The organism is Pseudomonas sessilinigenes, from assembly GCF_003850565.1.
GTDB classification, from domain to species: domain Bacteria; phylum Pseudomonadota; class Gammaproteobacteria; order Pseudomonadales; family Pseudomonadaceae; genus Aquipseudomonas; species Aquipseudomonas sessilinigenes.
The window spans coordinates 1,099,560-1,122,846 of sequence record NZ_CP027706.1 but is presented as its reverse complement, the minus strand read 5'-3'; the positions used below and the strand labels follow the sequence as shown (position 1 = coordinate 1,122,846).

Annotated in this window: 19 protein-coding genes and 1 pseudogene; 14 read left to right on the top strand and 6 right to left on the bottom strand. The window is 64.2% G+C overall.

What is annotated here, in order from left to right; genetic code table 11:
* Positions 1 to 20 precede the first annotated feature (20 nt).
* From C4K39_RS05100 to C4K39_RS05055, 10 genes and pseudogenes are all read left to right on the top strand, one after another.
* Complete coding sequence (locus C4K39_RS05100; protein WP_124345800.1) at positions 21 to 1,190, top strand: alginate biosynthesis protein Alg44; 1,170 nt, start codon at positions 21 to 23, stop codon at positions 1,188 to 1,190.
* A 2-nt stretch (positions 1,191 to 1,192) separates the two neighbouring features.
* Positions 1,193 to 2,587 (top strand): alginate biosynthesis TPR repeat lipoprotein AlgK, encoded by a 1,395-nt coding sequence (gene algK / locus C4K39_RS05095; protein ID WP_124345799.1) that lies wholly within the window; start codon positions 1,193 to 1,195, stop codon positions 2,585 to 2,587.
* Entirely contained in the window at positions 2,584 to 4,119 is a 1,536-nt protein-coding gene (locus tag C4K39_RS05090) for an alginate export family protein (protein WP_437179361.1), read from the top strand. The genes algK and C4K39_RS05090 overlap by 4 nt, the downstream gene beginning before the upstream one ends.
* A gap of 26 nt (positions 4,120 to 4,145) precedes the next feature.
* Entirely contained in the window at positions 4,146 to 5,732 is a 1,587-nt protein-coding gene (gene algG, locus C4K39_RS05085) for a mannuronan 5-epimerase AlgG (RefSeq protein ID WP_068583215.1), read from the top strand.
* A gap of 11 nt (positions 5,733 to 5,743) precedes the next feature.
* On the top strand, positions 5,744 to 7,192 hold the full coding sequence (locus C4K39_RS05080; RefSeq protein ID WP_124345798.1) for an alginate O-acetyltransferase: 1,449 nt from the start codon (positions 5,744 to 5,746) through the stop codon (positions 7,190 to 7,192).
* A gap of 8 nt (positions 7,193 to 7,200) precedes the next feature.
* A complete protein-coding gene (locus tag C4K39_RS05075; RefSeq protein WP_068583220.1) occupies positions 7,201 to 8,325 on the top strand; it encodes a mannuronate-specific alginate lyase in 1,125 nt (374 codons plus the stop codon).
* 149 nt (positions 8,326 to 8,474) lie between these two features.
* Positions 8,475 to 10,052 carry an MBOAT family O-acyltransferase gene (locus C4K39_RS05070; protein WP_124345797.1) on the top strand — a complete coding sequence of 526 codons (1,578 nt, stop codon included), beginning with the start codon at positions 8,475 to 8,477 and terminating at the stop codon, positions 10,050 to 10,052.
* A gap of 11 nt (positions 10,053 to 10,063) precedes the next feature.
* Positions 10,064 to 11,182, top strand: a pseudogene (locus C4K39_RS05065) (alginate O-acetyltransferase); the annotation flags it as partial.
* A gap of 215 nt (positions 11,183 to 11,397) precedes the next feature.
* Entirely contained in the window at positions 11,398 to 12,054 is a 657-nt protein-coding gene (locus C4K39_RS05060; protein ID WP_053134255.1) for an alginate O-acetyltransferase AlgF, read from the top strand.
* 102 nt (positions 12,055 to 12,156) lie between these two features.
* Positions 12,157 to 13,608 carry a mannose-1-phosphate guanylyltransferase/mannose-6-phosphate isomerase gene (locus C4K39_RS05055; RefSeq protein WP_068583228.1) on the top strand — a complete coding sequence of 484 codons (1,452 nt, stop codon included), beginning with the start codon at positions 12,157 to 12,159 and terminating at the stop codon, positions 13,606 to 13,608.
* Between the two features lie 285 nt (positions 13,609 to 13,893).
* Here C4K39_RS05055 and C4K39_RS05050 read toward each other — a convergent pair whose 3' ends face one another.
* Complete coding sequence (locus tag C4K39_RS05050; RefSeq protein WP_225926559.1) at positions 13,894 to 15,105, bottom strand: type II toxin-antitoxin system HipA family toxin; 1,212 nt, start codon at positions 15,103 to 15,105, stop codon at positions 13,894 to 13,896.
* Between the two features lie 50 nt (positions 15,106 to 15,155).
* Positions 15,156 to 15,452 carry a helix-turn-helix domain-containing protein gene (locus C4K39_RS05045; RefSeq protein ID WP_124345794.1) on the bottom strand — a complete coding sequence of 99 codons (297 nt, stop codon included), beginning with the start codon at positions 15,450 to 15,452 and terminating at the stop codon, positions 15,156 to 15,158.
* A 214-nt stretch (positions 15,453 to 15,666) separates the two neighbouring features.
* On the opposite strand from C4K39_RS05045, the gene C4K39_RS05040 reads away from it, so the two are divergent.
* The 3 genes from C4K39_RS05040 to C4K39_RS05030 all read left to right on the top strand — a co-directional run bounded on the left by C4K39_RS05040 (position 15,667) and on the right by C4K39_RS05030 (position 18,153).
* Positions 15,667 to 16,131, top strand: a complete 465-nt coding sequence (locus C4K39_RS05040; protein WP_124345793.1) for a multidrug transporter — start codon at positions 15,667 to 15,669, stop codon at positions 16,129 to 16,131.
* A 34-nt stretch (positions 16,132 to 16,165) separates the two neighbouring features.
* The gene (locus C4K39_RS05035) at positions 16,166 to 16,990 is read left to right on the top strand and encodes an SDR family oxidoreductase (protein WP_022642425.1); all 825 of its coding nucleotides are present in this window, start codon (positions 16,166 to 16,168) and stop codon (positions 16,988 to 16,990) included.
* 95 nt (positions 16,991 to 17,085) lie between these two features.
* Positions 17,086 to 18,153, top strand: a complete 1,068-nt coding sequence (locus tag C4K39_RS05030) for an SEL1-like repeat protein (RefSeq protein WP_124345792.1) — start codon at positions 17,086 to 17,088, stop codon at positions 18,151 to 18,153.
* Here the strand turns inward: C4K39_RS05030 and C4K39_RS05025 are convergent.
* Positions 18,139 to 18,534: a DUF3592 domain-containing protein gene (locus tag C4K39_RS05025; protein ID WP_124345791.1), complete on the bottom strand. Its 396-nt coding sequence runs from the start codon at positions 18,532 to 18,534 to the stop codon at positions 18,139 to 18,141. The two genes, C4K39_RS05030 and C4K39_RS05025, sit on opposite strands and share 15 nt — an antisense overlap.
* A gap of 341 nt (positions 18,535 to 18,875) precedes the next feature.
* Here C4K39_RS05025 and C4K39_RS05020 point away from each other — a divergent pair, with 341 nt between their 5' ends.
* A complete protein-coding gene (locus C4K39_RS05020; protein WP_225926558.1) occupies positions 18,876 to 19,901 on the top strand; it encodes an SEL1-like repeat protein in 1,026 nt (341 codons plus the stop codon).
* A 108-nt stretch (positions 19,902 to 20,009) separates the two neighbouring features.
* Here C4K39_RS05020 and C4K39_RS05015 read toward each other — a convergent pair whose 3' ends face one another.
* From C4K39_RS05015 to C4K39_RS05005, 3 genes are read right to left on the bottom strand one after another with little or no spacing between them, the layout of a single operon-like run.
* Positions 20,010 to 20,870, bottom strand: coding sequence for an efflux RND transporter periplasmic adaptor subunit (locus tag C4K39_RS05015; protein WP_068583242.1), 861 nt, complete (start codon positions 20,868 to 20,870; stop codon positions 20,010 to 20,012).
* A gap of 10 nt (positions 20,871 to 20,880) precedes the next feature.
* A complete protein-coding gene (locus tag C4K39_RS05010; RefSeq protein WP_007930063.1) occupies positions 20,881 to 21,081 on the bottom strand; it encodes a DUF1656 domain-containing protein in 201 nt (66 codons plus the stop codon).
* Positions 21,071 to 23,278, bottom strand: coding sequence for an FUSC family protein (locus C4K39_RS05005; RefSeq protein ID WP_124345790.1), 2,208 nt, complete (start codon positions 23,276 to 23,278; stop codon positions 21,071 to 21,073). Before C4K39_RS05005 ends, C4K39_RS05010 begins: the two co-directional genes overlap by 11 nt.
* Positions 23,279 to 23,287 lie beyond the last annotated feature (9 nt).

Sequence of the window (23,287 nt, the reverse complement as noted above, 5' to 3'; positions counted from 1 at the left end):
TGAACTAGGAAATCGACCCTATGAACACCGCCGTCAACGTCAACGTAGTGCATGAATCCGAAGCCCAGCGCCAGCACGCCCGGGTCAGGATCCCGGCCAAGCTGCGCTTCTTCGGCACCGAGGCCAAGCCCCTGGAGGTGCGGATCCACGACCTCTCCGCCGGCGGCCTGAGCTTCAACGCCGGGCAACAGATGCTGGCCGTGGGCAGCGTGCATAAGGGCCGCCTGCAATTCGTCATCGACAACCTCGGCCTGGCCATGGACGTGGAGCTGCAAGTGCGCTCCTTCGACCGCCAGAACGGCCGCGTCGGCTGCCAGTTCCAGAACCTGGAACCCCAGGACATCGCCACCCTGCGCCACCTGATCACCTCGCACCTGGCCGGCGACCTCGTCAGCATGGGCGACGTGCTCGCCACCCTGCAGCGCGACAACTTCACCAAGGCGCGCAAGAGCAAGGACAACGGCAGCGGCATGAGCCCCCTGGGCCGCCTGCGGGCCGTGACCTTCAGCGCCGGGATCTTCATCGTCGGCCTGGCCGCCTTCGGCTTCATCCTCAAGTCGGTGTATGGCATGTACTTCGTCAGCCACGCCGAGGCTGGCCTGGTGAATGTGCCGGGAATGAACGTGACCATGCCGCGCGACGGCACCGTGCAAAGCCTGGTGCAGGCCAACGGCAACGTGGCCAAGGGCGCCCCCCTGGCCAGCTTCAGCACCAGCATGCTGGATGTGCTCAAGGGCCACCTGGACGAAAATCAGCTGCAGCCGGCCAAGGTCGAGGAGCTGTTCGGCAAGCAGATGACCGGCACCCTGACCTCGCCCTGTGACTGCACCGTGGCCCAGCAACTGGTGGCCGACGGTCAGTACGCCAGCAAGGGCGACGTGATCTACCAACTGGTGCCACGGGGCAGCCTGGCTACCGTCGAGGCGCGCTTCTCCTACCGCCAGTTCGGCGACGTGCGCCCGGGCACCAAGGTCAATTTGCAGGTCGCCGGCGAGGACCAGGTGCGCACCGGCACCATCGTCAGCAGCACCAGCCTCAACGGCAACGACCTGTCTTCGGATATCCGCGTACAGATCAAGCCCGACGCGCCCCTGGGCAGCGAGTTCGCCGGCCGCCCGGTGGAGGTCAGCAGCGACCGCGGGCCTTCGATGAACTGGCTGATCGACAAAGCCATGGCCGCGGGTCTGTAACCATGAACACGCCTACCCAACTCGCGGTGTTGCCGTTGGTGGCTGCCCTGGCCCTGGCCGGTTGCGCCGGCCTGCCGGACCAGCGCCTGGCCAACGAAGCCCTCAAGCGCGGCGATACCGCCCTGGCCCAGCAGAACTATCGCCAGCTGGCGGACCTGGGTTATAGCGAGGCGCAAGTGGGCCTGGCGGATATCCAGGTGGAGAGCCGCGACCCGGCGCAGATCAAGCAGGCCGAGGCCACCTACCGCGCCGCCGCCGATACCTCGCCACGGGCCCAGGCGCGCCTGGGCCGGTTGCTGGCGGCCAAGCCCGGGGCCAGCGACGCCGAACAGCACGAAGCCGAGGGCCTGTTGAAGAAGGCCTTCGCCAACGGCGAAGGCAACACCCTGATCCCCCTGGCGATGCTCTACCTGCAATATCCCCACAGCTTCCCCAATGTCGACGCCCAGCGGCAGATCGGCCAATGGCGCGCCGCCGGCTACCCCGAGGCCGGGCTGGCCCAGGTCCTGCTGTATCGCACCCAGGGCACCTACGACCAGCACCTGGATGAGGTGGAGAAGATCTGCAAGGCCTCCTTGAACAGCACCGATATCTGCTACGTCGAGCTGGCCACCGTCTACCAGAAGCGCGGCCAGGCCGAGCAGCAAGCCGATCTGATCGAGCAACTGCAAGCCAGCCATGGCCGTGGCACCGTCAGCGCCCAGCGGGTCGACAGCGTGGCCCGGGTCCTGGGCGACGCCAGCCTCGGCAAGCCCGACGAAAAAACCGCCCAGGCCCTGCTCGAGCAAGTGGCCCCGGTGTACCCGGCGTCCTGGGTCAGCCTGGCGCAACTGCTCTACGACTTCCCCGAACTGGGCGACGTCGAGCAAATGATCAAGTACCTGGACAACGGCCGCGCCGCCGACCAGCCCCGCGCCGAACTGCTGCTGGGCAAGCTCTACTACGAGGGCAAGTGGGTGCCGGCCGATGCCAAGGTGGCCGAGCAACACTTCAAGCAAGCCCTGGGCCGCGAGGTCGCCGCCGACTACTACCTGGGGCAGATCTACCGCCGTGGCTACCTGGGCCAGGTGTATCCGCAAAAGGCCCTGGACCATCTGCTGACCGCTGCCCGCAACGGCCAGAACAGCGCCGACTTCGCCATTGCCCAGCTGTTTTCCCAGGGCCGCGGCACCCGCCCCGATCCGGTCAATGCCTACGTCTTCAGCCAGCTGGCCAAGGTCCAGGACACCCCCCAGGCCAACGAACTGGCCCAGCAACTCGATGAACAACTGCCCCCCGGCCAACGCGCCGAAGCCCAGCGCCTGCTGCAACAGGAACAGGCCGTACGCGGCACCCTGGCCCAGAGCACGCTGCAACTGCAGGCCCTGCAGGAAGAAGACGGCGAGGAATCCCTATGAAACGCTCTACTCACCTTGTAGCCGCTGCCGCAGGCTGCGACCGCCAGGCCCCCTTGCGCCTGTCGAAGCTGGGGCTTGCCCTGGGTTGCGCCCTGGCCTGGTCGACACCCTCTTTCGCGGCACTGAGCGAAACCAAGAACTTCGGCCTGGAAGTGAAGATCACCGCGCAATCCGAGGACGACCGCGACCTGGGTACCCAGCGTGGCGGCGACGTCAACGGCATCGGCCTGGACCTGCGTCCCTGGGTCTATGGCGAAAGCGGCAACTGGAGCGCCTATGCCATGGGCCAGGCGGTGACCTCCACCGATGTGATCGAGACCGACACCCTGCAACAATCCAGCGACGATGCCAGCCAGCAGTCGGCCAACGACGACCGCAAGGCCAAGAAGAACTACCTGGCCCTGCGCGAGTTCTGGGTCGGCTACAGCGGCTTCACCGCCTACCCCGGCGAGCAACTGAAGTTCGGCCGCCAGCGCCTGCGCAACGACGACGGCCAATGGCGCGACACCAACATCGAAGCGCTGAACTGGACCTTCGACACCACCCTGCTGCGGGCCAACCTGGGCCTGGCCGAGCGCTTCAGCGAATACCGCACCGACCTCAAGGAACTGGCGCCCAAGGACAAGGACCGCCTGCACGCCTACGCCGACGTCGCCTACCAGTGGACGCCCGGCCAATGGGTGGGCATTCGCGCCCATCACACCCACGATGACGGCAAGCTCGACTATGCCCAGCCCGGAGTCGCCAGCGACCCGCTGGACAAGAAGCAGAACGGCGACCTGACCTGGCTCGGCCTGGAAGCCAACAGCGACGCCTATAACTGGCGCAACACCAATACCGTCAACTACTGGGCCAGCCTCACCGGCATGCGCGGCGACCGCGACACGGTCAACCCGCTGAACGCCGACGGCAGTCGCCCGACCCAGGCCAAGCGCGGGGACAACCTCAACGGCTGGGCCACCGACCTGGGGGTGCGCCTGCGCCTGGACCCGAACTGGCAAGTGGGCGCGGCCTATGCCCGGGCCAGCGCCGAGTACGAGCAGAACGGCCTGCAAAGCAACCGTTCCAACTACACCGGCACCCGCTCCCGGGTGCACCGCTTCGGCGAAGCCTTCCGGGGCGAAATGAACAACACCCAGACCGCCACCCTGTTCGGCTCCTGGCAGTTGCGCGAGGACTACGACGCCAGCCTGGTCTACCACAAGTTCTGGCGCGTGGACGGCAACAAGCCGGTGGGCAGCAACGGTATCAACGCGGTGGACAACAACTACGACGACACCACCGGCGCCCTGCTGGGCAGCACCTCGCTCCCCCTGCAAGACGGCAAGAAGGACCTCGGCCAGGAGATGGACCTGGTGGTCACCAAGTACTTCAAGCAAGGCCTGTTGCCGGCGGCCCTGAGCCAGTCGATCGACGAGCCCGCGGCCCTGGTGCGTTTTCGCGGTGGCGTGTTCAAGCCCGGCGACGCCTACGGCAAGGACGTCGACTCCTATATGCACCGCGCCTTCATCGACGTGATCTGGCGCTTCTGAGGCCAGCCATGAACGGAGTCCCCCAGATGCATCGCCATCCCCACACCCCGCTGCACAAAGGCTCCCTGGGCCTGCTGGCCGGCGCCCTGCTGCTGGCCAGCGGCACAGCCCTGGGCAACGTCGAGGCGGCCAAGGCGCCGATCGTTGCCAAAGAGCTGCAACAGGCCAAGACCTATACCGTCAGCAGCGCCCCCACCGAACCGCTGGCCCTGGCCAAGCCGACCCTGCCCGACCTCTCCGGCTACACCGCCGAAGCCGTGGCGGCGAAGATCGTGCGCAGCAAGCCGGGCAAGATCAGCGTGCGGCGGATGATGCAGGAAGACGCCCTGAAGGACTTCATCGGCGGCGACAACAAGATGGCCGAATGGGTGGTGCGCCAACACGGCATTCCCCAGGCGATCTTCGTCGACGATGGCTACGTCAACCTCAAGGACCTGGTAGGCAAGCTGCCCAAGCAGTACATCAGCGAAACCGCCCCTGGGGTCTACCTGGCCCGCCTGCCGATCGTGGTCGGGCGCCACGGCATCCTGGAGATCGACCAGCAGACCCGCGAGCTGCGCCTGTCCCAGGAAGCCGGCGCGTTCCTGGTCAACGATGGCCAGCTGTTCGTGCGCGATACCCAGGTCACCGGCTGGCGCGAGAAGGACAACGGCCCGGCGACCTTCCGCTCGGCCAAGGAGTTTCGCCCCTTCCTGCTGGCCTGGGGCGGCACCCAGACCTACATCGCCAACAGCAAGATGGCCAGCTTCGGCTACGCCAATTCCAAGTCCTACGGGGTGAGCATTTCCCAGTACACGCCGAACATGGCCAAGGTGCTCAAGCGCCCCGAGCCCACCGGCTGGATCATCGATTCTGCGTTCTCGGACATGTGGTACGGCTTCTATTGCTACGAGACCGAAGGCTTCGTGCTCAAGGGCAATACCTACCGCGACAACATCGTCTACGGCATCGACCCCCACGACCGTTCCCACGGTCTGATCATTGCCGAGAACACCGTCTACGGCACCCGGAAGAAGCACGGCATCATCATTTCCCGGGAGGTGAACGACAGCTTCATCTTCAACAACCGCAGCTACGACAACCACCTCTCGGGGCTGGTGATCGACCGTAACAGCATCAACAACCTGATCGCCTACAACGAGATCTACCGCAACCACACCGACGGCATCACCCTCTACGAGAGTGCCGACAACCTGATCTACGGCAACAAGGTAGTCAGCAACCGCCGCCACGGCATCCGCATCCGCAACAGCGTCAACATCCGCCTGTACGAAAACATCGCCATGGCCAACGGCCTGACCGGGGTCTACGGCCACATCAAGGACCTGACCAACACCGACCGCGACATCAAGCTCGACCCGTTCGATGCCCAGGTCTCGCTGATCGTGGTCGGCGGCGAGCTGGCGGCCAACGGCAGCGGACCGATGTCCATCGACTCGCCCCTGAGTGTGGAGCTGTACCGGGTGTCGATGCTGGCACCGACCAAGAGCAGCGGCATCAGCTTCTCCGGCGTGCTGGGCGAGCGCCAGGACGAAATTCTCGACCTGCTGGTACGCCAGCGCAAAGCCGTATTGATCGACCCCGTCGAACGCCAGACCGAAATGCGCGATTGAGGATGACTTGCATGCACCCACACTTGATCAAATTCCTGGGCTTGTCGGCCCTCGCCGCGGGCATCCTCGCCGCCAGCGCCACGGCCCGGGCCGATGAGGTCGCCGCGCCGTCGTTCAAGGCCGAGCCGTGCTGCAACCTGTGCCCGGCCGCCCACGATGCGAAGAACTACGTGACCCGCTACCAGCAAAATTTCACCACCCTGGTACAGGCCCAGGGCGACTGGCTGTTCCGTACCCAGGAAGATTTGCGTACCGAGTTCAACACCACACCCGAAGGCTATCGCCGCCTCAAGCAGTTGCACGAAGCCTTCAAGAGCAAGGGCGTGGAACTGGTGGTGGTCTACCAGCCGACCCGCGGCCTGGTGAACCGCAACAAGCTCAACCCGGCGGAAAAAGCCCGCTTCGACTACGACAAGGCCCTGGCCAACTACAAGGCCATGCTCGGGCGTTTCGCGCAGATGGGCTACGTGGTCCCGGACCTGTCGCCGCTGACCGACGAGCAATTGCCCGAGACCCTGCCGGCCCACGACTTCTACTTCCGTGGGGACCAGCACTGGACCCCCTACGGCGCCCAGCGCACGGCGCGGATCGTCGCCGACAAGGTCAAGCACCTGCCGGCGTTCGCCGACATTCCCCGGCGCGAGTTCGAGACCCACAAGTCCGGGCGCATGGGCAAGACCGGCACCCTGCACAACATGGCCGGGCAGCTGTGCGGCACCAGCTATGCGATCCAGTACATGGACCAGTTCACCACCGAACCCAAGGGCGAGGCCGGCGATGGCGATCTGTTCGGCGACTCCGGCAACCCGCAGATCACCCTGGTGGGCACCAGCCACAGCGGCAAGAACTACAACTTCGCCGGTTTCCTGGAAGAGGCCATCGGTGCCGACATCCTCAACGTCGCCTTCCCCGGCGGCGGCCTGGAAGGCTCGATGCTGCAATACCTGGGCAGCGAGGAGTTCCAGAAGAACCCGCCGAAGATCCTGATCTGGGAGTTCTCGCCGCTGTACCGCCTGGACCAGGAAACCATCTACCGGCAGATGATGGCGCTGCTGGACAACGGCTGCGAAGGCAAGCCGGCGCAGATGAGCGCCAGCACCACCTTGAAGCCCGGCAAGAACGAGGTGCTGGTCAACAGCCAGAACAAGGACCTGCGCAACAGCGCCCACCAGGTGGACATCCGCTTCGCCGACACCTCGGTGAAAACCCTGCAGGCCACCCTCTGGTACATGAACGGCCGGCACGAGGACATCAAGATCGAAAAACCGGAGACATCCGACACCGACGGGCGCTTCGCCTTCGAACTGCGTACCGACGAGGACTGGGCCGCGCAAAACCTGCTGGCGGTGGAAATCCAGGGCCCCGAGGCCGGCACCGCCTTGCAGAAGGTCGAAGCGAAAATCTGCAAACGCAACGTGTTCCCGAGCGCCGAGCAACGCACCGCGCAGATCGGGCAGTGAGGTTATCCATGCAAAGCACACGCGTGACACAACTACTGATACCGGGCCTGCTGGGGCTGGCGATGGTCGCTGGCAGTGCCCAGGCCGCCGCGCCGCTGCGCCCGCCCCAGGGCTACTACGCCCCGGTAGACAAGTTCAAGACCGGCGACAACAGTGACGGCTGCGATGCGATGCCGGCCCCCTACACCGGCGCCCTGCAGTTTCGCAGCAAGTACGAAGGCTCGGACAAGGCCCGGGCGACCCTCAACGTGCAATCGCAACAGGCCTTCCATGACAGCACCGCGGACATCACCAAGATCGAGCGCGGCACCAGCAAGCAGGTCATGCAGTTCATGCGCGACGGTCGCCCGCAGCAGCTGGACTGCACCCTGAACTGGCTCAGTGCCTGGGCCCAGGCCGACGCGTTGATGTCCAAGGACTTCAACCACACCGGCAAGTCCATGCGCAAATGGGCCCTGGGCAGCATGGCCTCGGCCTACCTGCGGCTGAAGTTCTCCGACTCCCATCCCCTGGCCACTCACCAGGAGCAGGCGCAGAAGATCGAGGCCTGGTTCGGCAAGATGGCCGACCAGGTGGTCAGCGACTGGGACAACCTGCCCCTGGACAAGACCAACAACCATTCCTACTGGGCCGCCTGGTCGGTAATGGCCACCGCCGTGGCCACCAACCGCCGCGACCTGTTCGACTGGGCCGTCAAGGAATACAAGGTCGGCGCAGGCCAGGTCGACGCCGACGGCTACCTGCCCAACGAACTCAAGCGCCAGCAACGGGCCCTGGCCTACCACAACTACGCCCTGCCGCCGCTGGCGATGATCGCCAGCTTCGCCCAGGTCAACGGCGTCGATCTGCGCCAGGAAAACAACAGCGCGCTCAAGCGCCTGGGCGAGCGGGTGCTGGCCGGGGTCAAGGACCCGGACACCTTCGAGCGCAAGAACGGCAAGCAGCAGGACATGACCGACCTCAAGGTCGACGCGAAATTCGCCTGGCTCGAGCCCTTCTGCAGCCTCTACACCTGCGCCCCGGATGTGCTGGAACGCAAGCACAAGATGCAGCCGTTCAAGACCTTCCGCCTGGGCGGCGACCTGACCAAGGTCTACGACCCGAACCATGAAAAGGGCAACAAAGGCCTGTAGGCCATGCACAGAACCTACAGGGGACGTTGTGAGGGTTGATGCGCACGCCGGACGGCGTCGGTGAATGCAATACGCCTCCCATGGTTTTCCACGGGGGGGTTTGGGGGGGCTGCGGCCCCTGACTATTGGTTAAACATGGAGAGCTCGGGATGGTTTTCTCATCCAATGTGTTCCTGTTCCTGTTCTTGCCGGTGTTCCTCGGCTTGTACTACGTGAGCGGGCAACGCTATCGCAACCTGTTGCTGCTGATCGCCAGCTACGTGTTCTACGCCTGGTGGCGGGTGGACTTCCTCGCGCTGTTCGCCGCGGTCACCTTGTGGAACTACTGGATCGGCCTGAAGGTCGGCGCCGCCGGCGTCAGGACCAAGCCCGCCCAGCGCTGGCTGCTGTTGGGAGTGGCGGTGGACCTGTGCATCCTCGGCTACTTCAAGTACGCCAACTTCGGCGTCGAAAGCCTCAACGCGATCATGACCTCCATGGGCCTGGAGCCGTTCATCCTGACCCACGTGCTGTTGCCGATCGGTATCTCGTTCTACATCTTCGAGTCCATCAGCTACATCATCGACGTCTACCGCGGCGACACCCCGGCGACCCGCAACCTGATCGACTTCGCAGCGTTCGTGGCGATCTTCCCGCACCTGATCGCCGGCCCGGTGTTGCGCTTTCGCGACCTGGCGGACCAGTTCAACCACCGCACCCACACCCTGGACAAGTTCTCCGAAGGCTGCACGCGCTTCATGCAGGGCTTCATCAAGAAGGTGTTCATCGCCGACACCCTGGCGGTGGTCGCCGACCATTGCTTCGCCCTGCAACACCCCACCACGGGTGACGCCTGGCTGGGCGCCCTGGCCTACACCGCGCAGCTGTACTTCGACTTCTCCGGCTACAGCGACATGGCCATCGGCCTCGGGTTGATGATGGGCTTTCGCTTCATGGAGAACTTCAAGCAGCCCTACATCAGCCAGTCGATCACCGAGTTCTGGCGGCGCTGGCACATCAGCCTGTCCACCTGGCTGCGCGACTACCTGTACATCACCCTGGGCGGCAATCGCAAAGGCACCCTGATCACCTATCGCAACCTGTTCTTGACCATGCTCCTGGGCGGCCTGTGGCACGGCGCCAACTTCACCTACATCGTCTGGGGCGCCTGGCACGGCATGTGGTTGGCCATCGAGAAGGCCCTGGGCATCAACACCAGCCCACGCAGCCTCAACCCGATCCGCTGGGCCCTGACCTTCCTGCTGGTGGTGATGGGCTGGGTGATCTTCCGCGCCGAGAACCTGCACGTGGCCGGGCGCATGTACGGCGCCATGTTCAGCTTCGGCGACTGGTCGCTGTCGGAACTCAACCGCGCCAGCCTCACCGGCCTGCAAGTGGCGACCCTGGTCGTGGCCTACCTGACCCTGGCGTTCTTCGGCCTGCGCGACCTGTATCGCAACCCGGCGCCGACCAAGGGCAAGCCCGAAACCGGCCCGGCCCTGGACACCCAAGCCGATGGCCCGGCCACCGCCCAACCCGGCCTGATCAAGGCAGCACCCGGCGACAACCCCGGCAGCATCCACCAGCCGGGCTACATCGTCGGCCGCGAGGCCCAGGTGCAACCGGCCTACTGGAGCGCCGACTGGTCACGCTATGCCATGCGCGCCCTGGTGCTGCTGCTGTTCATCGCCTCGATTCTCAAACTCTCGGCGCAAAGCTTTTCGCCGTTCCTGTACTTCCAGTTCTGAGGAGGCCGCCCATGACCCGCTCATTACGCCTGTTCTACGTCGCACTGTTCCTGGTGACCCTGCTGGTCCTGGGTCTATGGTCGGCGCGCAGCTTCTTCGGCTTCAGCACCAACAGTGACGCCACCGTGCTCAACGGGCGCTGGACCAAGGCCGTGGAAACCCACTACGACGACCAGTTCCCGATCAAGCGCCTGGGTACCAACCTCTGGGCCGCGCTGGACTTCAAGCTGTTCAACGAGGGTCGTCCGGGGGTGATCCTCGGCCGCGACCAGTGGCTGTACAGCGATGAAGAATTCCATCCGGTGGTCAACGAGGAACTCAACCTGCAGGGCAACTACGCCCTGGTCGAGGGTGTGCGCCAGACCTTGAAGCAGCACGGGGTGAAACTGGTGATGGCGATCGTCCCGGCCAAGGTGCGGTTGTATCCGGAACACCTGGACGCCGTGCGCCCGGCGCGCATCCACGCCAACCTCTACCAGGACTTCCATGCCCGGGTGGCCGCCGACAAGATCCTCGCCCCCGACCTGCTGGGGCCCCTGCAACAGGCCAAGCAACAGGGCCAGCCAGTGTTCCTGCGCACCGACACCCACTGGACGCCGGCCGGCGCCGAAGTCGTCGCCCACCAACTGGCCCAGGCCATCGCCGACAAGACCCCGCTCAGTGGCCAGCCACAACGCTTCGTCACCCAGACCCAGGAGACCGTCAAGCACCAGGGCGACCTGCGCCGCTTCCTGCCCCTGGACCCGTTGTTCGAGAACCTGATGCCGGCCCCGGAGCCCCTGCAAAAACGCGAGACCCACGCCGCCGGGGAACAGGCCGGCGCCGCAGACAACCTGTTCGCCGACCACGAAGTGCCCGTGACCCTGGTGGGCACCAGCTACAGCGCCAACCCCAACTGGAACTTCGTCGGCGCCCTCAAGCAGGCCCTGCACAGCGATGTGCTGAGCTACGCCGAGGACGGCCACGGCCCGATCCTGCCGATGCTCAGCTACCTCAAAAGCGACGACTTCAAGAACCACCCGCCCCAGGTGCTGATCTGGGAATTCCCTGAACGCTACCTGCCGGTGAACAACGAAATTGGCGACGCCGACCCGCAGTGGGTCGCAGAGCTCAAGCAAACCGGTGCCCAAGCTGGGCCGGATAGAAGCGTCGCGAGCGAAGGCAAGACAAGGCAAAAACAGGCGAGGACGCGGAGTTTACGAGCTGTAAATGAGCGGTCCGAGCCTGTTTTTAACGCTGGATTGCCGAGCGCAGCAGCTTCTATCCAGCCCGGCCAACAAACTGTGGCACTCAACACATCCGAGACGCCCGACCGGGCACACAACTGAAAAGAGAGGTGACACCCATGACTTTCACTATCAATCCGCGTCGTCTCGCCAAGGCCATCACCCTGGCTGCCGGCATGAGCGTCCTGTCCCTGCCCGCCTTCGCCGGGGGCGACGCCGCGCTGTACGGCCCCACCGCGCCCAAGGGCTCGACCTTCGTGCGCATCTACAACGCCAGCAACAGCGAAGTCAGCGCCACCATCGGCAGCACCAACGTCAACGACGTCGCGCCCCTGGCCAGCAGCGACTTCAGCTTCATGCCCGGCGGCGACTACACCGCCAAGCTGGGCAGCCAGAGCGTGCCGGTGAAACTGGCCGCCGACCACTATTACACCCTGGTCAACAACGCCAGCGGCCAGCCGCAACTGATCGAGGAGCCGCCGTTCAAGAACAAGCAGAAATCCCTGGTGCGAGTGCAGAACCTCAGCGACCAGGCCCTGACGCTCAAGACCGCCGACGGCAAGACCGACGTGGTCCAGGCCGTGGCCGCCAAGGGCCGCGGCGAACGCGAAATCAACCCGGTGAAGGTCAGCTTCGCCCTGTACGACGGCCAGAAGAAGGTCAGCGACCTCAAGCCCGTGGCCCTGGAGCGCGGCGAAGCGGCGGTGCTCTACGTCACCGGCAACGGCAGCAACCTGTCGCCGGTCTGGGTCAAGCGCCCCGTATCAACGCGCTAATCGCGCGAGCTATCAGCCACAAGCCTCAAGCGGCAAGTGAAGAGCTTTTAACTTGTCGCTTGCAGCTTGCGGCTCCCAACTGCATTTATTAGGAGTAACAACATGATTCCGGTGATCTTGTCAGGTGGTAGCGGCTCACGTCTTTGGCCGCTTTCGCGCAAGCAATTCCCCAAGCAATTCCTCGCCCTGACCGGCGAACACACGCTGTTCCAGCAGACTCTGGAGCGCCTGGTGTTCGAAGGCATGGACACCCCCATCGTGGTCTGCAACAAGGACCACCGCTTCATCGTCAACGAACAATTGAGCAACCGCAGCCTCGAATCCCAGCGCATCCTGATGGAGCCCTTCGGCCGCAACACCGCGCCGGCCGTGGCCCTGACCGCGATGATGCTGGTCAACGAAGGTCGCGACGAGCTGATGCTGGTGCTGCCGGCCGACCACGTGATGGACGACCAGAAAGCCCTGCAGCGGGCCCTGGCGCTGGCCACCGTGGCCGCCGAGCGCGGCGAGATGGTGCTGTTCGGCGTACCGGCGACCAAGCCGGAAACCGGCTACGGCTACATCAAGTCGACCCACGATGCGCTGCTGCCGGAGGGCGTCAGCCGGGTCTCGCACTTTGTCGAGAAGCCCGATGAAAAACGCGCCACCGAGTTCGTCCAGGCCGGAGGCTACTTCTGGAACAGCGGCATGTTCCTGTTCCGCGCCAGCCGCTTCCTCGAAGAGCTGAAAAAACATGATCCGGACATCTACGACACCTGCCTGCTGACCCTGGAGCGCAGCCAGCAGGACCCGGACACCGTGATGATCGACGAAGCCACCTTCGCCTGCTGCCCGGACAACTCCATCGACTACGCGGTGATGGAAAAGACCCAGCGCGCCTGCGTGGTGCCGCTCAGTGCCGGCTGGAGCGACGTGGGCTGCTGGTCATCGCTGTGGGACGTGCATGAAAAGGACGCCGACGGCAACGTCAGCAAGGGCGACGTGGTGATCCAGGACAGCAAGAACTGCATGATCCACGGCAACGGCAAGCTGGTGTCGGTGATCGGCCTGGAGAACATCGTCGTGGTCGAGACCAAGGACGCCATGATGATCGCCCACAAGGACAAGGTCCAAGGCGTGAAGCAGATGGTCAACACCCTCAACGAACAAGGCCGCAGCGAAACCCAGAACCACTGCGAGGTCTACCGTCCGTGGGGCTCCTACGACTCGGTAGACATGGGCGGGCGCTTCCAGGTCAAGCACATCTCGGTCAAGCCGGGCGCGTGCCTGTCCCTGCAGATGCACCACCACCGCGCCGAACACTGGATCGTGGTCAGCGGCACCGCCGAAGTCACCTGTGACGAGAACGTGTTCCTGCTCACCGAGAACCAGTCCACCTACATCCCCATCGCCTCGGTGCATCGCCTGCGCAACCCCGGCAAGATCCCCCTGGAGATCATCGAAGTGCAATCGGGCAGCTACCTGGGCGAAGACGACATCGAACGTTTCGAAGACATCTACGGCCGCTCGACCCCGCTGGAACGCGGCATCTCGGTCAAGACCATCGCTCAGTAAGAGCAGCGGCAAGTTTCAAGCGACAAGCTGCAAGTAGAAGCAGATAGTCGTTGCCAGCGAGTCCTTTCAACCCCCTTCCGGTCGCCTGCGTCCCCTATCCGCAGGCGGTTGGACAGGGGGATTTTTTCTGTAGCCGCTGCCGCAGGCTACGAAAAGGGCCGAAGGACCTTCAGCGATTTCAAGCCCCCTGCGCCCGCTGCGTGGTCGTTCGCAGCCTGCGGCAGCGGCTACAAGGAGCCGACCGGTGCATGGTTGTTACACCCATTTCAGCCCTGGTCGCGGGCGCTAAAGATGTGCATGAACATCCTCAAGCGTCTCAAAGATCTCCTTGCCATCGGCCGCCAAGATACCCAGTTCGGCAAACAGCGTTTTCCAATTGCCCAGCGCCTCCAGCGTCTGATCGATGTAGTCATCCGGCTTGAGAAACTTGTAGTCCGCGCACAAGCGCCTGATCGCCTTCCTGGACGGGCGCCCCTGGCCGTCGAACGCGGTGCTGTGCTCGCCCATGCCGGTGGAAAAGGTCAGGTCATACGCGGGCGCGAGCACCCACTGTCCATCCTGGCCGCCCTTCCCCTCTTCGTAGAGAAAGGCGAAGTTCTTCGCGTGATCGTCGTAGTTGTGGGCCAGGCCGTTAAACACCATGAGCCTAGCCATTTTCTCCACTTCCCTAGCGCTCCTGGTCAGGGCGAACGTCAGCCTCAGCAAGTCCTTGTAGTCCAGGCATGGAACTCTGAAGTCCGCATGCAGAATTCCGGCAGCGGTCATCATGTGGACTTTCTCGTTGTGCCTGCGATCAAAGCGCCGGGAGGCAAAGAAGCGTTCGTTCCAGCCCTGCTCCGAGGGCACGGTGATCAGCTCGCATTGGGCCATATCGACCCCGGCGGCGCGGGCCATGCGGGCGTAGGCATATTCAATCGCACCCATGGACCAGGGTTCCTGCAGGGCCCTGAATTTCACGATCCAGTGCGCGTAGCCCTCCGGCAAAGGGTCAAAGGCCGAAACCACATGGGACAGGTCCGGCGAAAGGGCAACGGCCGCCTTGGGCCTGGCGCCACCTGGCGAGCCACCGGCAATCCGCAGTGCCTTCAGGACGTCAACCGTTTCCCCCACCTGGACCTGGACCGAAGCCTGGTACAGCAGTGAAAGGCTGATGGGTTCGCGCTCCACTTTTTCCGCCATGGGGTAGTACTCCAAGGCGCCCATCCCACGGTTGCCAATGTAGGCCAGCCGATCGAGTTGAGTCAGACCATTGGCGACCCGCGCCCCATACTCCGCCGTGAAAAAACGCTTCATCAGCAGCAAGCCCCAACCATCGGGAAGGGAGTCGGCGAAGGCTCCATGAATGCCCAGGAACACTTGGCTATCGGGTTGCTGCGGCTTCTCGTCGAAGGTCAGTTGCGGCGACAGATTGAAGCCCCGGCTCAACCAGTCCTTGGCATAAGTGAAGTAGCAGCCCTGACGATTCCAGCTCAGTACCCCCACCTGCCGCCCATGCATGAAGACGCCCAACTCCTCGATCGGCTTGTACTTCTTGATGCCTGGCTCTGTCATCGGGTGCCCCTCTGGCGTTTTGAGTTTTGCAGCTCAAACAGCGTGTTTGGCGAAGGTGGCTTGAACAACGTGAGCAGCGGATCGAGCTCATCCAACGCCGCCGCAATCAGCACCATCGACTCGAGGGAAATGGCTCCCTGCAGCTCGAAACGCTTGATGGTCGAGGCCGGCACCCCGGATTTCTCAGCCAGGGTTTTGCGCGACAGGTTTTTTGACAACCTGAGGGCCTGTGCGTTTTTTCCGATCTCGGCCGTGATCTCGGACGGTGTGTACATAAAATGGGTAAGCGACATAAGGCTGCGTCTGCCTCCGACCTGTTGATCAATTACTCACACTATGGACTATATAAGCTCCACTAAAGGCAAAAAAAGCCAACAAGAGACATTATGTTATCCACAAAAATAGACTATCCACCGTCTGGAGTAAAAATTTGTCCAAGCCCTCCTCCATCGCCAACCCCACCTACGCTTAGGTAGGATGCCCGCATATTCCCCAGAGGTTCGCGTCATGTTCATCGGCGTTCTGCTGATCATCACCTGGCTGATCCTGCTCCTGCGCTACCCCGCCAAGGCCGTCCCGGTGTCCCTGGCCGCTGCCTGCGGCCTGGCGCTGGTGGCCGGCTGGGTGGTCTGGCTGGACAACCGCGAAGCCCAGCAGCTGGCCCGCCTGGAACTGCGCCTGACCTACGCCCCCGAACACTGCCCCGCCGACCGCCCGCTACAGGTCAAGCTCAACAACGGCAACAAAGTCCCCCTGACCGAACTGCGCTGGCGCGTCGCCGCCTACGCCCCGGGCGACACGGTCAACCTTGCCGACAACCAATACAGCGCCCCACGCTATCGCGGGCCCGGCGAATTGCAGGCCGGCGCCAGCTGGCAGGACTGCCTGCCCCTGCCACCGCTACGCCCGGGCTATCGCCCGCAAACCCTGGAGTTTCGCGCCGAGCGTTTACAGGGTAGTTTCTCTCGCTGATCCCCTTCCCATCGCCCAGCACAAGGACCGCGCCATGCCCGTAGCGTTGATCACCGGTTGTTCCAGCGGCATCGGCCGCGCCCTGGCGGATGCCTTCAAACAGGCCGGCTACACCGTCCTGCCCAGCGCCCGCAAGGCCGAGGACGTCGCCGCCCTGCAAGCCGCCGGCTTCCACGCGGTGCAGCTGGATGTGAATGACGGCGCGGCCCTGGCCGCCCTGGCCGAGGACATCAACCAGCAGCACGGCGGCCTCGATGTACTGATCAACAATGCCGGCTACGGCGCCATGGGCCCGCTGCTGGACGGTGGCGTGGAAGCCATGCAGCGCCAGTTCGAAACCAACGTGTTCGCAGTGGTCGGGGTGACCCGGGCGCTGTTCCCGGTGCTGCGCCGCAGCCGTGGCCTGGTGGTGAATATCGGCAGTGTGTCCGGGGTGCTGGTCACGCCATTTGCCGGCGCCTACTGCGCCTCGAAAGCCGCAGTGCACGCCTTGAGCGATGCCCTGCGCATGGAGCTGGCGCCGTTCGGCATCAAGGTCATGGAAGTGCAGCCCGGGGCCATCGCCTCCAGCTTTGCCAAGAACGCCGGGCATGAAGCCGAACAACTGCTCAACGAACAATCGCCCTGGTGGCCGCTGCGCGAGGGCATCCGCTCCCGGGCCAAGGCCTCCCAGGACAAGCCGACCCCGGCCAGCGAATTCGCCGCCGGCCTGCTCAAGGCCGTGCAACAACCCAACCCGCCGCGCCTGGTCCGCCTGGGCAACGGCAGCCGCGCCCTGCCGCTACTGGCCAACCTTTTGCCCAAGGGCTTGCTGGAGAAGGGGCTGATGAAGCGCTTCGGCCTGGCCGCCAAGCTCTGACCCTGCCGAGTCTTAACAACTCACCCGGCGCTTGTGCGTATCAGCCACGCGCCAGGACACGCCATGCCCTTGATCGATCCCCCAGAGACTAGCCATTGAACTGTCGTAGTGCCCTGCCGCTGGCCCTGTTCACCTTGCTGACCGGCTGCGAGCCCTCCTCGCCAGACGAAAAACTGGACCAGAGCCTGCCCAATCTCGGCCTGGAGCAGATCCTGCCCAAGGCCGAGGCCAATGCGTACTGCACGGCGGACATGGACAGCGAATTGCTGTTTGGCATCGGCCGCCTGCTGATCGATGAAGACCAGGAAACCCATGGTGTGCTGCGTACCCAGTTCGCCAGCGAAGCAGTGCAAATGGCCAGGAGCTGCCTGGCCATGGCCGCCCCCCGCTACACCCGCAGCCTTTGCAGCTTGGCCATGGTCACCGCCGAGCGCCCCAACGTCTATGCCAAAAGCGAGGCGTTCAACTACATCGCCTATGCCGCCAGGAGAAACGAAGGCTGCGCGCAGTGGGCGCTGTACGACATCTACAGCATCGGCAAATTGAAGCAGCCACCCGACAAGGCCCTGGCCATGGCCTGGTTCGAACGCTCGGCGCGGCACGGCGAACCTGAATCACAAGAGGAAATGCTCAACCAGAGCAAGAAGCAGAACACCCTGCCACGGGCCTATGCCTGGGCCAGGGTGCTGGGCGATGCCGAGAACATCGAGCCGCTGAAGCAGGCCATGAGCCCGGCACAAATCGCCGAAGGCGAGCAGCACTACCAGCAGCTACTCGCTCAGTTGCCACCGCTGGAGCTGCGCAAAAAGGCCGACCGCAAGGAGCTGATCGCCCTGCACATGGCCGACGTCTACATGAACCACCCCCAGGCATTCGAGGGCCTGTCGCCCTTGCAGCGCCGGCAGTTCATGGCCAACGTGGTGGATGCCCTGGAGCCCAATCCGGACTTCCAGAAGCGCCGCCAGCTCTACGCCTACGTACTGATTGCCCGGCAAACCAACCTCACGGGCCCCGCCGTGAACCTGTGGCAAGACCCGGCGCTGCACGCCCTGCTGGTCAATGAAAACCTCGGCCTGGAGGACACCGTAGCCCAGGGCCTGGCCATCCTGGCCAAGCGCAACCCCGACAACGCTGCGGCCGCAGGCCATTCAGAGGCCAAATAACATGCCCAGCGCCGCCAGGGCGCCAATGCTCATCAACGAAGCGAAGTACAAGTGGGTCCAGGTATCGGAGATCACCTCGGCGGGTTTGGTGGGGTTGTAGAAAACCCCCACCGTGTCGCCCACTTGTGTCTCGGGAAACTCGCTGTCGAAGGTGTGGGTCATCACGCTGCCGTCAGCGGTCACATAGGACACCGTTCTGGTGGAGTGATAGCTGTTACCGCTCTGCACCCCGACCATTCGTGATCGGGAAGCGCCGACCACCTGGGCCGTGGCATGGACACCGGTGAACCTGAGTGCAAAGAAATCCCAGCCCCACAAGAAGGCTCCCGCCGCACAGCAGAGCATCACCAGCCCCACCAGCACCTTGCCGACATAACGCACACCCGCACTCCTTGCTCATTCAAACCACCCACCCTGCACCAAGGCTCGGGGCGGGCGCCAACGTGCGCCGAATATAGAGATCCGCGTCTGCCCGAAGCCACTGCTTGGTAGCTGCCGATCGTTTCTGCTTTGCTCGGTAACCGACATGCCGGTGCACACGCAGTTCAGGTTGTACCCCGTCTCAATCCCAGTAGAATGCCCGCCCTTGAACCCCTGGGTTCATGCAGCATGGAATCGCTGGCGTCGCTCCTCAAGCACGGAACTGCTCACGCTCCCCTCCTTTGCCGTCCCTGGCTGATTTCATGCGCGACTTCTTTCATTCGCCGATCAGGGAATATCCATTGAAATTGTTCAACGCACTGCCACTGGCATTGGCTGTCCTGCTGGCGGCTTGCGCCACCACCGCTCCGGAAAACACCGAACCCAAAGTCCCCGACCTGAATGACACCTTGCCCAAGCTGACGCTGGACAGTGTCTTGCCCAAGGTGACACCTAACGAATACTGCAACCCGTCCATGGACGCCGATGTGCTGTACGGCGCCGGTTACAAGCTGGACGAGGCCGAGGACTACAAGAGCGCCAAGAGCTGCTTCGCCATGGCCGCGCCGCACTACACCCGGGCCTTCTGCTACCTGTCCACCACCACCGATCAGGAAACGGACAAGCCCAAGGCCGAGCGCAACCGCGAATCCTTCCACTACATCGCCTACTCGGCGTCGCAGAACGACTGGTGCGCCGAGTACGGCATGTACGCCACCTACTGGTTCGGCGACAAGGACATTCCCAAGGACCGCGAGCTGGCCCTGCGCTGGCTGGAGCGCTCGGCGCTGCACGGCAACCCGGAACCGCAACAGAACCTGGCCGACGCAGCCGAAGAGTCCGGCGACCTGGTGAAGGCCTATGCCTGGCTGAAGATCATCGACAACACCGAGGACACCAGCCAGCTGGATGCCTTGAAAGGCAAGATGAGCCCTGAGCAACTGGCCGAAGGCGAACAGCGCTTTGCCGACCTCAAGAAGCGCGTGACCAGCAAGCAGGTGATGTACGACGAGGCGCGGGATGAAGAGGTGGCGATTTTCTCGGCCGAGATCCACTTCGATCTCCCCGACCTGTTCAAGGGCATGACCACGGCCGAGCGCCAGGCCTTTGTCAAAGCCGCCATTGCCAAGGCCCGGGACAGCGGCCAGTTCAAGCTGCATTACGCGGTGACCCAGTACATCATCGTCTCGCGCCTGGCCCAACAGCGTTACCCCGGCGTCGATGTGCTGCAGAACCCGAAGCTCGTGGCCATTATCAACAACGTCAACGACGGCTTGGAAGCTGCGGCGAAGAAGTCCCTGGCGATCATGCAGAAAAGCTACAAGTAACCCGCCCTACCGCAGGAACCGGCTTGCCAGCCAAGAGGCCAGCAAGCCCGGTGCAGGGCTGAAGGCCGCTTTTGCTGGCCTGCAGCGCCTGCATGCAGCAGCCAGGGGCTATTGGGGCTCCTGGTTGACCACCACGGTGCAGGTGATGCCCGCCGCCAGCAGCACGCCCTCGGGCACCTCGTCGATATGGATGCGTACCGGCACCCGCTGGGCCAGGCGCACCCAGTTGAAGGTCGGGTTGACGTCGGCGATCAGCTCGCGGCTCTCGGGGTTGTCACGGTCGTAGATCCCGCGGGAAATGCTTTCCACATGGCCCTTGAGCACCTGGCCGCTCATCAACTGCATGTCGGCCTTATCGCCCACGCGCACGTGGGGCAGCTTGGTTTCCTCGAAGAAGCCGTAGACCCAGAACGAATTCATGTCCACCACCGCCATCTTCGCCTCGCCGATGCGCGCGTAGTCGCCACGGTGCACGTTGAGGTTGGTGACGTAGCCGTCCACCGCCGCCCGTACCTGGGTGCGCGCCAGGTTGAGCTCGGCGGCTTCCAGCTGGGCCTGGGCGTGCTGGTAGTCGGCCAGGGCCGAGTCGGCGATGTTGCCGGCGTCGTCGCGGTTTTCCTTGGAGATCACCAGGCTGTCCAGGTCGGCGCGGCGCCGGGCGTTGACCTTGCGCATCTCCCAGGTGGCCTTTTTCGAGGCCACCAGCGACTGCGCCTGCTTGACCGCGATCTGGTAGTGCTCGGGGTCGATCTGCATCAGCAAGTCGCCCTTGTGCACCAGCTGGTTGTCCTTGACTGGTACGTCCACCACCTCGCCGGTGACGTCGGCGGCGACGTTGATGACGTCGGCGCGCACTCGGCCATCGCGAGTCCAGGGGGTGTACATGTAGTGCTCCCACAGGGTACGGCCGATCCACAGGGCCAGGGCCAGCACGAGCAGGGTGGCGAGCAGGCTGAAGAACTTTTTCATTGCGGGGGTCTCAACGGTAGACAGTGAGCGCCATGGCGCCGAACAGACAGCAGAACAGGCTCAGGCGCAGCAGCGCCGGGTGCCAGAAGAAGCGATACAGGTCATAACCGGAGATGAACCGGTCCAGGGCCCAGGCCAGGGCCGCGGCGATGAAGAACATCAGGGTCATGGTCGGCATGTAAACGCCGTGGAAGGCGATTTCACGAGGCATGTGCAGGTCCTTGGGGTGCAGGCACCGCCGGCTTGGCCACGGCATAGGCCGCCAGCGGCGATTGCGGGTCGAGCAACGAAGTACGGATGAAATGCAGGTAGCTCTTCACCCGGCGCAGGGCCGAGGTGTCGAAGTGCGGGGCGAAGGGTTCATCAGTGGCCTGGACCCGGCTGATGGCATGGTCCACGGCGATCAGCCCGCGCTCCAGGTTGCTCTGGCTGGGTTGCAGGAACAGCCGCACCAGGGAGCGGCCCATGACCCGGATCGCCTGGCGCCAGGGCTGGGATTCGGCATAGGCCGGGTGCACCGGGAGGATCGCCTGCTCCTTGCGCAGCTCGATGATGGCGTGGCCAACCTCCAGCACCACGAACATCCAGCGCAGCAGCTCGCTCTGCACCTTGGGCTGGCCCACCGCCAGGCCATAGGCCTGGTGCAGCAGGTCACGGGTGCGGCTCTCGAAGCTCGACGCCAGGCCCTTGAGCTTGCCGCTGATGGCGTACACCACCTGGCCGCGCAGGTCCTGCTCCAGGCGGCGCCACAGCCAGCGGCTGTTGGGCGGCAGGATGATCGCCCCGGCCGCGGCGCAGACCAGCATGCCCATGACCATGGCGATGTAGTCGTTGATGAAGGTGTAGGGGTTGTAGATCGTCAGGTTGTCCGGCACCGAGCCGGTGCTGAAGAAGATCAGCAGGCCCAGGCCGACCCCGGCGTACTTGGGCCGCGAGGCCAGGAACGAGCCCAGCACGATCACCGGCGCCAAGGTCAGGCACAGCAGCGGGAAGCCGTCGAGCCAGGGAAACACGAAGAACATCTCGACGAACCCCACCAGGGCGCCGATGAAGGTGCCGCAGGCCATCTGGAATGCCATGCGCTTGGGGTTGGGGGTGGCGGCCGACAGGCCAATGGTGGCGGCTGCGATCAGGGTCATGGTGGCGCCACTGGGCCAGGCGGTGGCCACCCAGTAGCTGCCCAGCACCACCAGGACGAAGGCGGCGCGAATCCCCGAGGCGGCCGAGGCCAGCCAGTTGGTCTGTGGAGTGTAGGGCTCGTCCCAGCGCTCGCGCTCATGGCTGTGCTCGGCCAGGGAGGCGTGGGTCTGTGCATAGCTGTGCAGTTCGTCGACGAAGCGGTACAGCAGTTCGTAGGCGGTGTGGAAATCCAGCTGCTCGGCATCGCTGGGGGCGGTTTCCTGGAACGCCGCGCGCAGGCTGCGCACCCGTGCCGGCAACTCGCCTTTATAGGCCGCCAGCGCCGTGGCCAGGCGGGCCGCGTCGGGGCTGGTCAGGGCCCGGCCGGAGAACCCGTCCAGCAGCTCAGCCAGGTCGTAGAGCCCGGGCTTGATCGCCGCCACGACGTGATCGGTACCGCTGCTGCGCAGGCGCTCGAGCAACTGGTGCAGGGCGTTGAAGCGCGTGGTGATGCCCATGAACTCGCTGTTCAAGCGGCTCAGGCGACCGTTGCGCCGACGCATGTGCGGGTCTTCGAACACGGTGACGCTGCGCAGCCCTTCCAGGCCCACCGCCTCGGCGATGAAGCGCACGTTGCTGCTTTCAAAAATGTCGCGCTGACTGCGCCCACGCAACCCATCGGTGACGAACATCGCGAACACCCCGAAGCGCTGGTACAGGGCGTTGCGCATGGCGGCACTGGCGGTCTGTGGCAGGATCGCGGCGCTGACCAGGGTCGAGCAGAGAATCCCCAGGGAGATCTCCAGCACTCGCCAGACCGCCGCCATGAAGGCGCCTTCCGGGTGGGCCAGGGCCGGCAGGCCGACCATGGCCGCGGTGTAGCCGGCGAGGACGAAGCCATAGGCGCGGAAGTTGCGATAGCGCGCAGCGCCAGCCGAGCAGATACCGACCCAGATCGCCAGCGAACCCAGGAACAGCTCGGTGTTCTGGGCGAACAAGGCGATCAGCGCCACCATCACCGCCGAGCCGGCCAGGGTGCCGAGGAAGCGATAGAAGCTCTTGGCGAACACCTGGCCGCTCTGCGGCTGCATGACGATGAACACGGTGATCATCGCCGTGCGCGGCTGCGGCAACTCCAGGCGCATGGCCAGCCACAGGGTGAGGAACGCTGCCGCCAGGACCTTGAAGATATAGACCCAGGTCACGCCATCGCTGCGTGCCCAGTCGAAGAAACCCCGGCGCCACTCAAGGGAATACAGCCAGCGCAAGGGTGCGGGCAAGGAAGTCATCGAAACCTG